The organism is Pseudomonas sp. TWR3-1-1, assembly GCF_049896545.1.
Taxonomy (GTDB): domain Bacteria; phylum Pseudomonadota; class Gammaproteobacteria; order Pseudomonadales; family Pseudomonadaceae; genus Aquipseudomonas; species Aquipseudomonas weihenstephanensis.
This window is the reverse complement of the sequence record NZ_JAFCUO010000001.1, coordinates 731332-745704: the sequence shown is the minus strand read 5'-3', so window position 1 is coordinate 745704 and position 14373 is coordinate 731332. Positions and strand designations below refer to the sequence as shown.

At 58.3% G+C, this 14373-nt stretch carries 9 protein-coding genes and 4 tRNA genes; 7 read left to right on the top strand and 6 right to left on the bottom strand.

Annotation, left to right across the window (positions count from 1 at the left end):
• Window positions 1-57: 57 nt before the first annotated feature.
• The 4 genes from ACP7A4_RS03575 to ACP7A4_RS03560 all read left to right on the top strand — a co-directional run bounded on the left by ACP7A4_RS03575 (window position 58) and on the right by ACP7A4_RS03560 (window position 4971).
• Window positions 58-792 (top strand): phosphoadenylyl-sulfate reductase, encoded by a 735-nt coding sequence (locus tag ACP7A4_RS03575; RefSeq protein ID WP_426245559.1) that lies wholly within the window; start codon window positions 58-60, stop codon window positions 790-792.
• Window positions 793-942: 150 nt separating this feature from the next.
• Window positions 943-1461, top strand: a complete 519-nt coding sequence (locus ACP7A4_RS03570) for a sigma-70 family RNA polymerase sigma factor (RefSeq protein WP_059761583.1) — start codon at window positions 943-945, stop codon at window positions 1459-1461.
• Between the two features lie 6 nt (window positions 1462-1467).
• Window positions 1468-2454 carry a FecR family protein gene (locus tag ACP7A4_RS03565; RefSeq protein WP_426245557.1) on the top strand — a complete coding sequence of 329 codons (987 nt, stop codon included), beginning with the start codon at window positions 1468-1470 and terminating at the stop codon, window positions 2452-2454.
• A gap of 75 nt (window positions 2455-2529) precedes the next feature.
• Window positions 2530-4971 carry a TonB-dependent siderophore receptor gene (locus ACP7A4_RS03560; RefSeq protein WP_426245555.1) on the top strand — a complete coding sequence of 814 codons (2442 nt, stop codon included), beginning with the start codon at window positions 2530-2532 and terminating at the stop codon, window positions 4969-4971.
• A gap of 239 nt (window positions 4972-5210) precedes the next feature.
• Here ACP7A4_RS03560 and ACP7A4_RS03555 read toward each other — a convergent pair.
• From ACP7A4_RS03555 to ACP7A4_RS03540, 4 genes are all read right to left on the bottom strand, one after another.
• Window positions 5211-5287, bottom strand: a tRNA-Asp gene (locus ACP7A4_RS03555).
• Between the two features lie 19 nt (window positions 5288-5306).
• Window positions 5307-5382, bottom strand: a tRNA-Val gene (locus ACP7A4_RS03550).
• 219 nt (window positions 5383-5601) lie between these two features.
• Window positions 5602-5678: transfer RNA gene (locus tag ACP7A4_RS03545), tRNA-Asp, on the bottom strand.
• Window positions 5679-5697: 19 nt separating this feature from the next.
• Window positions 5698-5773, bottom strand: a tRNA-Val gene (locus ACP7A4_RS03540).
• A 160-nt stretch (window positions 5774-5933) separates the two neighbouring features.
• Between ACP7A4_RS03540 and rdgC the strand changes: the two genes are divergently transcribed.
• On the top strand, window positions 5934-6857 hold the full coding sequence (gene rdgC, locus ACP7A4_RS03535) for a recombination-associated protein RdgC (protein ID WP_426245553.1): 924 nt from the start codon (window positions 5934-5936) through the stop codon (window positions 6855-6857).
• A 208-nt stretch (window positions 6858-7065) separates the two neighbouring features.
• Window positions 7066-7380, top strand: coding sequence for a quaternary ammonium compound efflux SMR transporter SugE (sugE, locus tag ACP7A4_RS03530; RefSeq protein WP_048400936.1), 315 nt, complete (start codon window positions 7066-7068; stop codon window positions 7378-7380).
• Between the two features lie 77 nt (window positions 7381-7457).
• Here the strand turns inward: sugE and ACP7A4_RS03525 are convergent, their stop codons facing one another.
• The gene (locus ACP7A4_RS03525) at window positions 7458-9332 is read right to left on the bottom strand and encodes an MFS transporter (RefSeq protein ID WP_059761833.1); all 1875 of its coding nucleotides are present in this window, start codon (window positions 9330-9332) and stop codon (window positions 7458-7460) included.
• Between the two features lie 133 nt (window positions 9333-9465).
• Entirely contained in the window at window positions 9466-10617 is a 1152-nt protein-coding gene (locus ACP7A4_RS03520; RefSeq protein ID WP_059761832.1) for a TDT family transporter, read from the bottom strand.
• Between the two features lie 238 nt (window positions 10618-10855).
• Here ACP7A4_RS03520 and ACP7A4_RS03515 point away from each other — a divergent pair, with 238 nt between their 5' ends.
• Window positions 10856-14326 carry a hybrid sensor histidine kinase/response regulator gene (locus ACP7A4_RS03515; protein WP_203302846.1) on the top strand — a complete coding sequence of 1157 codons (3471 nt, stop codon included), beginning with the start codon at window positions 10856-10858 and terminating at the stop codon, window positions 14324-14326.
• Window positions 14327-14373 lie beyond the last annotated feature (47 nt).

Here is a 14373-nt window from a genome sequence, read left to right as displayed (position 1 = left end):
TGCTAACATCGCGCCACTAGAGAGCGCCCAGCGCCATTTACTGTAGGAAGCCGCCTGATGAGCCATCCGTTTGACGTCGCTGAACTCGCCGCGACATACGCCAGCAAATCCCCGCAGGACATTCTCAAGCTCGCCTTTGAGCACTTTGGTGACGAACTCTGGATTTCGTTCAGTGGCGCCGAAGATGTGGTGTTGGTTGACATGGCCTGGAAGCTCAATAAAAACGTCAAAGTCTTCAGCCTCGACACCGGTCGCCTGCACCCTGAGACCTACCGTTTTATTGAGCAAGTGCGCGATCACTACAACATTCACATTGAGCTGATCTCACCCGACCAACGCGCGCTTGAACCGTTCGTCAAAGAAAAAGGCTTGTTCAGCTTCTACAAAGACGGTCACGGCGAATGCTGTGGCGTGCGCAAAATCGCGCCTTTGCGTCGCAAATTGTCAGAGGTCAAAGCGTGGGCCACCGGCCAGCGTCGCGATCAAAGCCCCGGCACGCGCAGCCAGATTGCCGCGCTGGAAATCGACGGCGCCTTCTCAACCCCCGAGCGCCCGCTGTACAAATTCAACCCGCTGGCGCAAATGAGCAGCGAAGAAGTCTGGGGGTATATCCGCATGCTGGAGCTGCCCTACAACAGCTTGCACGAGCGCGGATTTATCAGCATCGGCTGCGAACCGTGCACCCGCCCGGTGTTGCCAAACCAGCACGAGCGCGAAGGCCGCTGGTGGTGGGAAGAAGCCACGCAAAAAGAATGCGGGCTGCACGCGGGCAACTTGATCGCCAAACACTGACGCTCGACTCGCGCGGGCTGCGATCTTTTGATGACCACATCAAACGCTCGCAGCTTGCCCCAGCCCCTATCAAAAATCCCCGCCTTGCGTTTATTCAAGACTTGAGCACAGAATTAGCAATTATTCTCAATAGCGTTTGAGCTTAGTTCTATGTCTTCGGGTGAGCCTCCGTTCCAAGCCGCGATTTCCGACCTCTACTGTGAGCATCACGGCTGGCTGCTGGGTTGGCTGCGCCGAAAGCTGGGCTGCGCGCAAAATGCCGCCGACGTCGCGCAGGACACCTTCGCCCGAATTCTCAATGCCCGCGAGTCAGTCGCAAGCTTGCGCGAACCCCGGGCTTTTTTGAGCACCACCGCCCGACGCCTGATCATCGACCAGGCGCGCCGCAAGAAAATTGAAAACGCTTACCTGTCGCAGCTAGCCCTCACCGCCGAGGCGCTGGAAGGCCACCAATCCGCCGAAGACATTATTGCCACCCTGGAAGCCCTGGAGCAGATCGCATTTATTCTCGAAGGCCTGCCCGAAAAAACTCGCCAAGCCTTCGTCCTGTATTACCTGGACGGCTTGAACCAGGCCGATATCGGCCGCCAGCTGGGGTTGTCGGACCGTACGGTGCGCAAGTACCTGATTCAAGCGCTGCTGCATTGCAGCCACAGCATGAACACCTGAGCCCCTATGCCTGCCTCTCGCCAACAGATTGATGAACAAGCGGCTGAATGGATGATTCGGCTGCATGAAGGGGGTTTTTCGGATGAGCTGCGGCTGGAATTCGAACGCTGGAAACACCTCAGTCCCCACCACGCTTCGGCGGCAGCGCGCATGCAAGAGGTCATTTCACGCATGCAATCGTTGCGCCCCCAAGCATCGCCTGCCAAGGCGGCACTGAATGCGGCCTTCGCGGCACCCCGAAAAACCTTACCGCGCAGGGCAACTTTGCGTGCCCTGTTGCTGGCGGGCTGCCTGATCGTACCGGCCACCCTGTTACTGCGCAGTCAGTACCCGCAAGTGTGGCTGGCCGATATCAGCACCGCTGCGGTGGAGTGGAAAACCGTGCGCCTGCCCGACCAGTCCACCCTGACGCTCAGCGGTGCCAGCGCCGTAGATCTGCATTTCGACGCCCAACTACGACGTATCGAGTTGCTGCAAGGCGAAGTGCTGATTGAAGTGGCGCACGACCCCGCACGGCCGTTTATCGTGCTCACCGCGCAAGGCAACATGCGTGCGCTGGGCACCCGGTTTGTGGTCAAGCGCACGGGCGACACAACCGTGCTGAGCATGCTCGAATCGCGCGTCGCGGCGCAAAGCGAAAACGAGCAGCAAACACTCGAAGTCAATGCAGGCTCCCAAGCCTTGATCAAGCACGACGCCATCGAGTTGCTCGGCGCCATTGACCCGTCGAGCATTGACCAAGCCTGGAAACACCACCAACTGGTGGTCGAAAACCAGCCCCTGACGCAGGTTCTGGATGAAATTTCCCGCCATCGTCCAGGCTTCATGCGCTTCGATCGCCAGGCATTGGCCGACCTGCGTGTGACGGCGGTCTTACCACTGGACGACCCGGAGCGCGCACTGAACTTGATCGTTGAAACCTTGCCTGTCACGGTCAAGCACTTCACGCCTTGGCTGATTTCCATCAACAAAAACAGCGCACCTGAAAAATAATGATTCGCATTGCTTCCGCTTTTTGAGCCTCGCTCGTCAAGGTAGGTACATAGACCCTAAAGGACTGCGCCTACCATGCTGACCACCCCAATCTCCCGAGGGCGCTTGCGCTCGAAGGCTTACGCCCCCCTGACGCTCGCTATCCATTTGATTGTTGCTTCTGCGGCTGGCGCACTGGTCAGCACAGCGGCGCTGGCGCAAAACAGCAGCGCGGTACAAGCCTATGACATCCCGGCCGGCCCACTGGGCACTGCACTGAATCGCTTCGCACAACTTGCCGGTGTCGCCATCCTGTTCCAGTCGCACAATCTGGACGGCATCACCACCCAAGGCCTGCACGGCAGCTACAGCGAAGCATCGGGCTTTGACACCCTGCTGCGCGGCAGCGGTTTCAGCGTAATCAAAGGCCAGAACGGCTATCTGCTGGAAGCGACGCCCACCGTGAGCGGTGCAATGGAGCTAGGCGCGACCGAAGTCAGTGCCAACCAGCTCGGCACCATCACCGAGGGCACCGGGTCTTACACCCCCGGCAGCATCGCCACCGCGACCCGCATGGTGCTCACCCCGCGCGAAACGCCGCAATCGATTTCAGTGGTCACCCGCCAGGCAATGGATGACTTTGGCCTCACCTCCATTGATGACGTGATGCGCCACACCCCCGGCATTACCGTCGCCACCTATGACAGCGACCGCACCAGCTATTATTCGCGCGGGTTTGCGATCAAGAACTTCCAGTACGACGGCATCCCGATCCTGCAAGACCCGCAATATTCTGCGGGCCACACCCTGACCGACACCGCGATTTACGACCGCGTCGAAATTCTCAAAGGCGCCACCGGATTGCTCACCGGCGCTGGCGGGCCTGGCGGCACGATCAATATGGTGCGCAAAAAACCGACCCACGAATTCAAGGGCCATATCGATCTGGGGGCCGGGTCGTGGGACAACTACCGCTCTGAAGTCGATGTCAGCGGCCCGCTGACCGAAAGCGGCAACGTACGTGGCCGGGCCGTGGCGGCCTATCAAGACAAGCGCTCGTTCATGGACCATTACAAACGCGACAGCGAGGTCTATTACGGGATTCTTGAGGTCGATTTGACGCCTGACACCCTGCTCACCCTCGGCGCCGACTATCAGGACAACAACCCCAAAGGCTCAAGCTGGTCAGGCAGCGCCTCGCTGTTCAACTCCGCCGGGGATCGCATCAGCAACCCGCGCGACTTCAACAACGGCACCCAGTGGAGCAGTTGGGAGCAATACACCCGCACCGTATTCGCCACCCTGGAGCACAGTTTCGACAATGGCTGGGTCGCCAAAGGCCAGTACAATCACCAGATCAATGGCTACAACGCGCCACTGGGGGCACTGCTTGACCCGGATGCAATCACCGGCAAAGCCAAGATCCTGGCCCGCAAGTACACCGGCGAATACGTGAGTGACAGCGGCGACGTGTATGCCACCGGCCCTTTCAGCCTGCTGGGCCGCGAGCACCAACTGGTGATCGGTGGTTCGGTGTCCCGATCGCACTGGACCGGCAAGGACTACACCAACGCGGTCATGATCAACAACGCCTATGACTACTACAACTGGAAGGGCGACGCACTGGAACCCGACTGGGGTAACGTCACCTCCAAAAACGATGAAACCACACGCCAAACGGGCACTTACATCACCGGCCGCTTTAGCCTGACCGATGATTTGACCCTGATGCTCGGGACCCGCGTCGCCAACTACACGCTGACCGGCACCAGCCAGGCCAAAGACACCGGCAAAGTGCTGCCCTATGCGGGCCTGATCTACGACCTCAACGACAATATTTCGGCCTACGCCAGCTACACCGAAATCTTCTTGCCGCAGTCGTACTACCGCAACAGCGACAACAAAATGCTTGAGCCGGATGAAGGCACCAACTATGAGCTGGGGCTTAAAGGTGAGTTCTTTGACGGTCGTCTGAATTCAAGCCTGGCGTACTTCGAAGTGCATCAGGATAACCGGCCTGAGGCAGACACCGCCTACAACGCTCACCCCACTAATCCCGACATTGATTACGCCTACAAAGGCATCAAAGCCACGACTAAAGGCTACGAAGCAGAAATTTCTGGCGAGTTAATGCCTGGCTGGCAGCTACAAGCAGGCTACACCCACAAAATCAGTCGCGATCAGGGCGGTAAAAAAGTCTCTACCTGGGAGCCTGAAGACCAGATCAACCTGTATACCCGTTACAAACTGACCGGCAGCCTCGACAAATTGACGCTGGGCGGCGGAGTTCGCTGGCAGGGCACGGGCTGGCAGGTGCTGACCAACTACAACAAAGGCGCCACCCAGGAGAAATTCTCCCAAGAGGCGTATTGGCTGGTGGATCTGATGGCGCGCTATCAAGTCACGGAAAACCTGTCGGCCACCGTTAATCTGAACAACGCATTCGACAAGTCGTACTACACCAACATTGGCTTCTACAACTCGTCGTATTACGGCGACCCACGCAACGTGATGGTCACCACCCGTTGGGATTTCTAAGACCACGCGCAAACGCTACATGACGTTTATGCAATAACTGGCGCAGGCTGCTTGCGATGAAGCAGCCTGCGTGAACACGTGTGGCAGCAACCTGCCCAATGCGGTTTTTACGAACGCTTCGCCCTCGCACGCTGCCTGCGGAAGCGGTTACGCACCACAAAATAGACGCGCACAAAAAAGCCTGCACAAGGCAGGCTTTTTGTTGATCACAAGCGTTCAAGGGGCTTGCGTTCAGAATATGGCGCAGCGGACGGGACTCGAACCCGCGACCCCCGGCGTGACAGGCCGGTATTCTAACCGACTGAACTACCGCTGCGCGTAACACTGAAAGCGAATGGTGGGTGATGACGGGATCGAACCGCCGACCCTCTGCTTGTAAGGCAGATGCTCTCCCAGCTGAGCTAATCACCCTTTCACTTCACTCTCGTTGCGGGGCGCATTCTCTCACACATTTCGTGTAAGTGGTTGTTTTTATTAAGTTTTTTTCAAAACTTCAGAAAAACTTCCGTTTCCTGCGACCTGCATCTTTGAATCAACAGCGAACTGCTGATTCGAAGCCTTTCAAGAAAAAGCCCGCATTCAGCGGGCTTCCCCTGACCACAAGCGTTCAAGGGGCTTGTGGTAAAAATATGGCGCAGCGGACGGGACTCGAACCCGCGACCCCCGGCGTGACAGGCCGGTATTCTAACCGACTGAACTACCGCTGCGCGTAACACTGTGAGCGAATGGTGGGTGATGACGGGATCGAACCGCCGACCCTCTGCTTGTAAGGCAGATGCTCTCCCAGCTGAGCTAATCACCCTTTCACTCTCGGTGTGGCGCGCATTCTACGGAGCGACCTTGAGTCTGGCAAGCACTTTTTAAAATAATTTTCTTATGCGTGACAAAGGCTTAGCGCAGGGTTGGCCTATCAGCTCATGAAGCGAATAATGCCGTCTTTGTATAAAGGAGTGATTCACCCCATGTGGTTCAAAAACCTGCTTATCTATCGCCTGACCCAAGATCTGCCTTTTGATGCGCAGGTGCTGGAAACTGCACTGGCCACCAAACTGGCCCGCGCCTGTTCAAGTCAGGAATTAGCCACCTACGGTTTCGTCGCCCCTTTCGGCAAAGGCGAAGACGCGCCCCTGGTGCATGTCAGCCAGGACTTCCTGCTGATCGCCGCCCGTAAAGAAGAACGCATCCTGCCCGGCAGCGTTGTGCGCGATGCCTTAAAGGAAAAGGTCGATGAGATCGAAGCCGAGCAAATGCGCAAGGTCTATAAGAAGGAGCGCGACCAGCTCAAGGATGAAATCATCCAGGCCTTCTTGCCGCGCGCCTTTATTCGTCGCTCGGCGACCTTCGCCGCCATTGCGCCTAAACAAGGTTTGATTCTGGTTAACGCCTCCAGCCCAAAGCGCGCCGAAGACTTGCTGTCCACGCTGCGCGAAGTCGTTGGTTCGCTGCCTGTTCGCCCGTTGGCCGTCAAAGTCGCGCCAAGTGCCACCATGACGGAATGGGTCAAAACCCAAAAAGCGGCTGATAACTTCTTCGTACTCGACGAATGCGAGCTGCGTGACACCCATGAAGACGGCGGCATCATCCGTTGCAAGCGTCAGGACCTGACCAGCGACGAAATCCAGTTGCACCTGAGCACCGGCAAAGTCGTCACTCAACTGTCACTGGCCTGGCAGGACAAGCTGTCGTTCGTGCTGGACGACAAACTGGTGGTCAAGCGCCTGAAGTTCGAAGACCTGCTGCAAGACGAGGCCGAGCAGAACGGCGGTGATGACGATCTGGGCCAACAAGATGCCAGCTTCACCCTGATGATGCTGACCTTCGGCGAATTCTTGCCACAGTTGTTCGAAGCGCTGGGTGGCGAAGAAGTGCCTCAAGGTATCGAATAACCCTTAGCCCCCGCGCCTATAAAGAAGGCAAGGCTGGCCTGCGATGCAATGTCGCCCGCCAGCAGCCTTCTTTAATAGAAGGCGTACATGAAAAATCAGAGTTGCCTGTCAGAACAATCATGGGCAATATACTGCGCACTGCGAGGACGACCTCGCGACTCATCGAGTGACTTTCTGGGGACGACCCCATCAATTGATGGAGGCAACCATGTCCTGGATTATTCTGTTTTTCGCCGGTCTATTTGAAGTTGGCTGGGCCGTAGGCCTGAAATACACCGACGGCTTCAGCCGCCCTCTCCCCACTGCACTGACGATTGCCGCGATGGCGGTCAGCTTGGGCCTGTTGGGTTTGGCCATGAAAGAGCTGCCGTTGGGCACCGCTTACGCCATCTGGACCGGTGTAGGTGCGGTGGGCACGGTGATCGCCGGCATCATTTTGTTTGGCGAATCGATGGCGCTGTTCCGGCTGGCCAGCGTTGCGCTGATCATTGCCGGGTTGATCGGTTTGAAAGTGAGCGCATAAGCGCTCACTCATCCGTGTAGTCGCTGCCGCAGGCTGCGAATGGGTATTCACACCCCCTTCGCAGCCTGCGTCAGTCACTACAGGTTCTGACCTCGCAACTGCATCACCCGCTCACGCAATAATTTTTGCGTGGCCTCAGACGGCGCTACCGGCTCACCGGCCACCAAAGTCACCCGCGACCACAACCTGCGTAAAAAACCTTTGTTCGGGTCGCGACTGAAGAAACTGCCCCACAACCCCTGCAAGGCCATTGGAATCACCGGCACCGGTGTTTGCTCCAGTATTCGCGTAACCCCTGCCTTGAATTCATTGATCTGGCCATCCGTGGTGAGCTTGCCTTCCGGGAAGATGCACACCAATTCGCCGTCCTTCAAATACTCCGCAATTTTTTTGAAAGCGCGCTCATAAATCGCTTCATCCTCACCGCGCCCGGCAATCGGAATCGTACCGGCCGTGCGGAAGATAAAGTTGAGCACCGGCAAATTGTAGATTTTGTAATACATCACAAAGCGAATGGGTCGACGCACCGCGCCGCCTATCAACAACGCATCCACAAACGATACGTGATTGCATACCAGCAACGCCGCCCCCTCATCCGGGATTGCGTCGAGGTTTTTGTGCTGCACGCGGTACATGGAGTGGCTCAGGAGCCAGATCATGAAGCGCATGCTGAACTCGGGCACGATTTTGAAGATGTACGTGTTAACCGCGATGTTCAACAGCGACACCACCAGAAACAACTCCGGAATGGTCAGCTTGGCCACGCTCAACAGCAAAATCGTAACGATGGCCGAGACCACCATAAACAGCGCATTCAAAATATTGTTGGCCGCGATCACCCGCGCCCGCTCGTTTTCAGCGGTGCGCGACTGAATCAGCGCATAGAGCGGCACGATGTAGAACCCGCCAAACACGCCCAGCCCCAGAATGTCGAACAGCACCCACCACGCCTGGCTGAAACCCAATACGTCCAACCAGTCGCTGGCCTGAATGTTGTGCGGCATGTGCCCGGAGTGCCACCACAGCAACAGGCCGAACACGGTCAGGCCGAACGAGCCAAAGGGCACCAGACCGATCTCGACTTTACGACCCGACAGCTTCTCGCACAGCATCGAGCCTAATGCGATCCCCACCGAGAACACCGTAAGAATCAGCGTAACCACGGTTTCATCGCCGTACAGCCACTCTTTGGCGTAAGCCGGAATTTGCGTCAGGTAAATGGCCCCGACAAACCAGAACCACGAGTTGCCCACCACAGAGCGCGACACCGCTGGCGTCTGATTCAGGCCCATTTTCAACGTGGCCCAGGACTCGCTGAAAATGTTCCAGTTCAGGCGCAAATCGGGTGTATCAGCAGGCGCTCCCGGAATGGCGCGACTGGCCAGATAGCCCAGGACGGCCACCGACACAATCACCACCGACACCACCATTGCGTAATGGCTGGAAGACAACATGATCCCGGCACCAATGGTGCCCGCCAAAATGGACAAGAACGTGCCCATCTCGACCAAACCATTGCCACCCACCAGCTCATCGTCGTGCAGGGTTTGAGGCAGGATTGAATACTTGACCGGGCCGAACAGCGCCGAATGAGTGCCCATTGCGAACAGCGCAATCAGCATCAGGGCCAAGTGATCGAATGCAAAGCCAATGGCGCCGACCAACATGATCGCGATTTCGCCGAGTTTGATCAGGCGGATCAGACGGTCTTTGGCGTATTTTTCGCCAAATTGCCCCGCCAGGGCCGAGAACAAAAAGAACGGCACGATGAACAACAACGCGCACAGGTTGACCCAGATCCCTCGGTCACCCTCGATCGCGAGCTTATAAAGGATGGCCAGGATCAGCGATTGTTTGAACAGGTTGTCATTAAGAGCGCCCAGCGATTGGGTCACGAAGAAGGGCAGGAAGCGTCGCTTCCTTAGCAAACTGAACTGCGAGGGGTGACTCATCTTCCATGTACTCACGTTGCGCCAGAGGCTTTCTCATTGGAGTGCTGTTTTAACACTCAAGGCACAACGTTACTCAGGTTCTGTACGCATCACACCAGACTCGGTGCTTTCATACAGAACCCGAGGCAACGTCTTACTTCTTCAAGCCTGCAATGCAGGGCGACACAAACAGCTCGCCACGATACGCCCCGATCACAGTGCGTTTACCCACGATCAGCCACATCAGCACCAGCAATGCCACCAGCACACAGCCCGCGACATCAAAGAAGGTGAGGTGCAGCACCTTGCCCAGACGCAGGGTCGCCAGCGCGTACACGCCCAGCGGGAACGTGAACCCCCACCAGCCCAGGTTGAAGGGAATGCCCGCGCGGTAGTAACGATGGGTGATCAGCACGGCCATGACGATCCACCATAAGCCGAAGCCCCACAGCGCAATGCCTGCGATCAACCCCAGGCCTTCGGCCACCTCGCCTGTGCCGGCAAAACCATTGGCCGCGAAAATGGCAGGAGCATCCGCACCCAGCAACAGCAAACCCAGCGCCCCGGTACCTATCGGGCCCAAGGCCAGCCAGCTCGATGCCGCCATGCTTTCGTGGGGCAACTTATGCAGCGCCATGCGCAGCATCAAAATGGTCAGGATGCTGAACGCCACCGGCACCGAAAACGCCCACAGCACATAGCTGGTAATCAGCACATGGAACTGCGCCACCGTATCGCTCAAGTGCGGCGCCAGCTGCCCGCCACTGGCGGCCGCCACTTCAGCCGCCACCACGGGTAACAGCCAAACCGCAGTCATTTGGTCGATGCTGTGCTCCTGACGGGTGAACATCATGTAGGGGATCATCACCCCGAATGCCAGCGACATGGCCACATCGAGCCACCACAACACTTCAGCGACCTGCACCATGCCACTGCCCCACCGGGCGACACCAAATAGCAGAAAGCCATTAATGATGGTCGCCAGCCCCATAGGGATCGTGCCGAAAAACATCGACACGGTGGAGTGACCGAAAATGCGCCGTGCTTCATCGAAGTACAACACCCAGCGGGCGCCGTAGAGCACGCTGAATAAAATGAACAAGCCTATATTGAACAGCCACAGCCCTTCGGCGACGGCGTACATGCCCGGGATCTGCACGGGCAATGAAGCCAGCGCCAACGCCAACACACCGGTGCCCATGGTCGCGGCAAACCAGTTCGGGGTGAACTGACGAATGACTTCGCGCGGGTGCTGCAATGTGCTCAAGGGCCGAAAAGTGGCTTTGGGGGTGTTAGGGCATGTCATGGGTTCCTCCTGTTCCTCGTATGAGGTCATGCAAGAGTAGAACTGAATCGAATATCTATATAACGGGTAATATCTCTAACTGTTATCGACTTAACAGATAAGGGCAATCCGAAAGGCTTTCAAGCCCTGCGGCGCTTGGCCGCGCTGCGACCATCGTCGACACTGACGCCGCCCAAACATCATGCGAGACTAGCCTGCCGCAGACGGATAGCTGCGGCTTTTACCTCCAGGAGTCACCATGTCGTTGTCCAGCGGGCTGATCGCCGCCGTTGCCCTGGCCTATATGGCCATCATGTTCGCCATTGCCTTTTATGGTGACCGGCGCAGCAAACCGCTGCCGCCGCGGGTTCGCGCGTGGGTCTATAGCCTGTCGCTGGCGGTTTACTGCACCAGCTGGACGTTCTTTGGCGCAGTCGGTCAGGCCGCCGAACAACTCTGGTCTTTTTTGCCCATCTACCTGGGACCGGTGCTGCTGCTGGTGTGTGCACCGTGGGTGTTGCAAAAAATGGTGATGATCAGCAAGCAGGAGAACATCACCTCCATTGCTGACTTTATTGCCGCGCGCTACGGCAAGTCGCAGTCGCTGGCCATTGTGGTGGCGCTGATTTGCCTGGTGGGCGTGCTGCCCTACATCGCCCTGCAACTCAAAGGCATCGTGCTCGGCGTTAACCTGCTGATCGGCGCAGGGGCTGACGCGACCGGTACGCGCGCGCAAGACACCGCGCTGATTGTGTCGCTGGTACTGGCGCTATTTACCATCGTCTTTGGCACCCGCAACCTCGACTCGACCGAGCACCACCGGGGCATGGTGCTGGCCATTGCCTTTGAGTCACTGGTCAAATTGTTCGCGTTTCTGGCAGTGGGGGCGTTTGTCACCTTCGGCCTGTACGACGGTTTTGACGACCTGTTCAATCAGGCCATGCTCGCCCCGCGCCTTGAGGAATACTGGAAAGAGACCGTCAACTGGCCGTCGATGGTGGTGCAAACCGGCGTGGCCATGATGGCGATCATCTGTTTACCGCGTCAGTTCCATGTGACGGTGGTCGAAAACATTGAGCCGCAAGACTTGCGCTTGGCCAAATGGGTGTTTCCGGCGTACTTGATACTGGCAGCCTTGTTTGTGGTGCCCATCGCCCTGGCCGGCCAAATGCTGCTGCCCAGCTCCGTGCTGCCCGACTCGTTTGTGATCAGCTTGCCGCTGGCGCAAGCGCACCCGGCGCTGGCCGTGCTGGCGTTTATCGGCGGGGCATCGGCCGCCACCGGCATGGTGATTGTGGCCAGCGTGGCGCTGTCGACCATGGTGTCCAACGACATGCTGCTGCCGTGGTTGTTGCGCCACAAAAACGCCGAGCGCCCGTTTGAGGTCTTCCGCCATTGGATGCTGTCGGTGCGGCGCGTCTCGATCGTGGTCATTTTGCTGCTGGCGTATGTCAGTTATCGCCTGCTCGGCTCAACCGCCAGCCTTGCGACCATCGGGCAAATTTCCTTCGCAGCTGTTACCCAACTCGCGCCCGCGATGATCGGCGCCCTGTATTGGAAGCAGGCCAACCGCCGAGGCGTGTTCGCGGGCTTGGCCACCGGGACCTTTATCTGGTTTTACACGCTGGTGCTGCCATTGATTGCACACAGCCTCGGCTGGCACTTGAGCCACTTCCCGGGCCTGGCCTGGCTGCACGGCAACCCGCTGGGCCTGCCAATCACACCACTGACCCAAGGCGTGGTGCTGTCGCTGGCGGGCAACTTCACCGTGTTTGCCTGGGTGTCGGTGCTGTCGCGCACACGGGTGTCCGAGCACTGGCAGGCGGGACGTTTCATCGGTCAGGAAATCAGCACCCATCCGAGCGGGCGCTCGATGCTTTCGGTGCAAATCAACGATTTGCTAACCCTCGCCGCACGCTTTGTCGGTGAAGAGCGCGCACGCCAGAGCTTTATTCGCTTCGCTTACCGCCAAGGCAAAGGCTTTAACCCCAACCAAAACGCTGATGGCGAATGGATCGCACACACCGAGCGACTGCTGGCGGGCGTGCTGGGTGCGTCCTCCACTCGCGCCGTGGTCAAAGCGGCCATTGAAGGTCGCGAAATGCAGCTCGAAGACGTGGTGCGCATCGCGGACGAAGCCTCAGAAGTGTTGCAGTTCAACCGCGCCCTGCTGCAAGGCGCCATTGAGAACATCACCCAGGGCATCAGCGTGGTCGACCAATCCCTGCGCCTGGTCGCCTGGAACCGCCGCTATCTGGAGCTATTCAACTATCCAGAGGGCCTGATCAGCGTGGGTCGGCCGATTGCCGACATCATCCGCCACAATGCCGAGCGCGGGCTGTGCGGCCCCGGCGAGGCGGAAGTGCATGTGGCCCGCCGCCTGCACTGGATGCGTCAGGGCCGCGCGCACACCTCTGAACGCCTGTTCCCCAATGGCCGCGTGATTGAACTGATCGGCAACCCGATGCCGGGCGGCGGATTCGTCATGAGTTTCACCGACATTACCGCCTTCCGCGAAGCCGAACAGGCATTGACTGAAGCCAACGAAGGGCTTGAGCAACGGGTCGACGAACGTACCCGTGAGCTATCGGAGCTGAACCAGGCGTTAACTGAAGCCAAAGGGATTGCCGAAACAGCCAACCAGTCGAAAACCCGTTTTCTGGCCGCCGTCAGCCACGACCTGATGCAGCCGATGAATGCGGCACGCCTGTTTTCAGCCGCCCTCTCCCACCAAGAAGAAGGCTTGAGCCCGGAAGCGCAAAAACTGGTCCAGCATCTCGACAGCTCCCTGCGTTCGGCCGAAGACCTGATCAGCGATTTGCTGGACATTTCACGCTTGGAAAACGGCAAGTTCACGCCCGACATCAAGCCGTTTGCCCTGAACGACCTGTTTGACACCCTGGGCAATGAGTTCAAAGCGCACGCGCAGGAACAAGGGCTGAGCTTCCGCGTGCGTGGCAGTCGTTTGCGGGTCAGCAGTGACATCAAATTACTGCGACGCATTTTGCAAAACTTCCTGACCAATGCCTTGCGCTACGCCAAGGGGCCGGTGCTGCTGGGCGTACGCCGACGTGGCAGTGAACTGTGCCTTGAAGTGTGGGATCGCGGGCCGGGCATCCCGCACGACAAATTGCAGGTCATTTTCGAAGAGTTCAAACGCCTGGACAGCCATCAGACGCGCGCCGAAAAAGGCCTGGGGCTGGGGCTGGCGATTGCCGACGGTTTGTGCCGCGTGCTGGGCCATCGCCTGCAAGTGCGCTCATGGCCCGGCAAAGGCAGCGTATTCAGTGTCAGCGTACCGTTGGCACAGAGCCAGACCGCGCCGCAGCCGGTGGTGGCCGAACAAAACGGCCAACCGGTCACAGGCGCACAAGTGCTGTGCATCGACAACGAAGACAGCATCCTTATCGGCATGCAAAGTTTGCTGACGCGCTGGGGCTGTCGCGTGTGGACGGCACGCAATCGCGAAGAATGCGCCGCCCTGCTCAATGAGGGCGTACGGCCACAGTTAGTGCTGGTTGACTACCACCTGGATGACGGAGAAGTCGGCACCGAACTGATGCGCTGGTTACGCGCCGAACTGGGCGAGCCCGTGCCGGGCGTGGTGATCAGTGCTGACGGTCGCCCGGAAATGATTGCGCAAGTGCACGCCGCGGGTCTTGAGTACCTGGCTAAACCGGTCAAACCTGCCGTGCTGCGGGCACTGGTGAGTCGGCACGTGCCGCTTTAAGACAGCGTTCATTAAAGCCTCTAGCCGCTGACGAGTCACACGCGGCT

Excerpts from the sequence above, each read along its gene's own strand:
- ACP7A4_RS03575 (WP_426245559.1), top strand. The coding sequence starts at position 58 with ATGAGCCATCCGTTTGACGTCGCTGAACTCGCCGCGACATACGCCAGC.
- ACP7A4_RS03515 (WP_203302846.1), top strand. The coding sequence starts at position 10,856 with ATGTCGTTGTCCAGCGGGCTGATCGCCGCCGTTGCCCTGGCCTATATG.
- ACP7A4_RS03570 (WP_059761583.1), top strand. The coding sequence starts at position 943 with ATGTCTTCGGGTGAGCCTCCGTTCCAAGCCGCGATTTCCGACCTCTAC.
- ACP7A4_RS03565 (WP_426245557.1), top strand. The coding sequence starts at position 1,468 with ATGCCTGCCTCTCGCCAACAGATTGATGAACAAGCGGCTGAATGGATG.
- rdgC (WP_426245553.1), top strand. The coding sequence starts at position 5,934 with ATGTGGTTCAAAAACCTGCTTATCTATCGCCTGACCCAAGATCTGCCT.
- sugE (WP_048400936.1), top strand. The coding sequence starts at position 7,066 with ATGTCCTGGATTATTCTGTTTTTCGCCGGTCTATTTGAAGTTGGCTGG.
- ACP7A4_RS03525 (WP_059761833.1), bottom strand. The coding sequence starts at position 9,332 with ATGAGTCACCCCTCGCAGTTCAGTTTGCTAAGGAAGCGACGCTTCCTG.
- ACP7A4_RS03560 (WP_426245555.1), top strand. The coding sequence starts at position 2,530 with ATGCTGACCACCCCAATCTCCCGAGGGCGCTTGCGCTCGAAGGCTTAC.
- ACP7A4_RS03520 (WP_059761832.1), bottom strand. The coding sequence starts at position 10,617 with ATGACATGCCCTAACACCCCCAAAGCCACTTTTCGGCCCTTGAGCACA.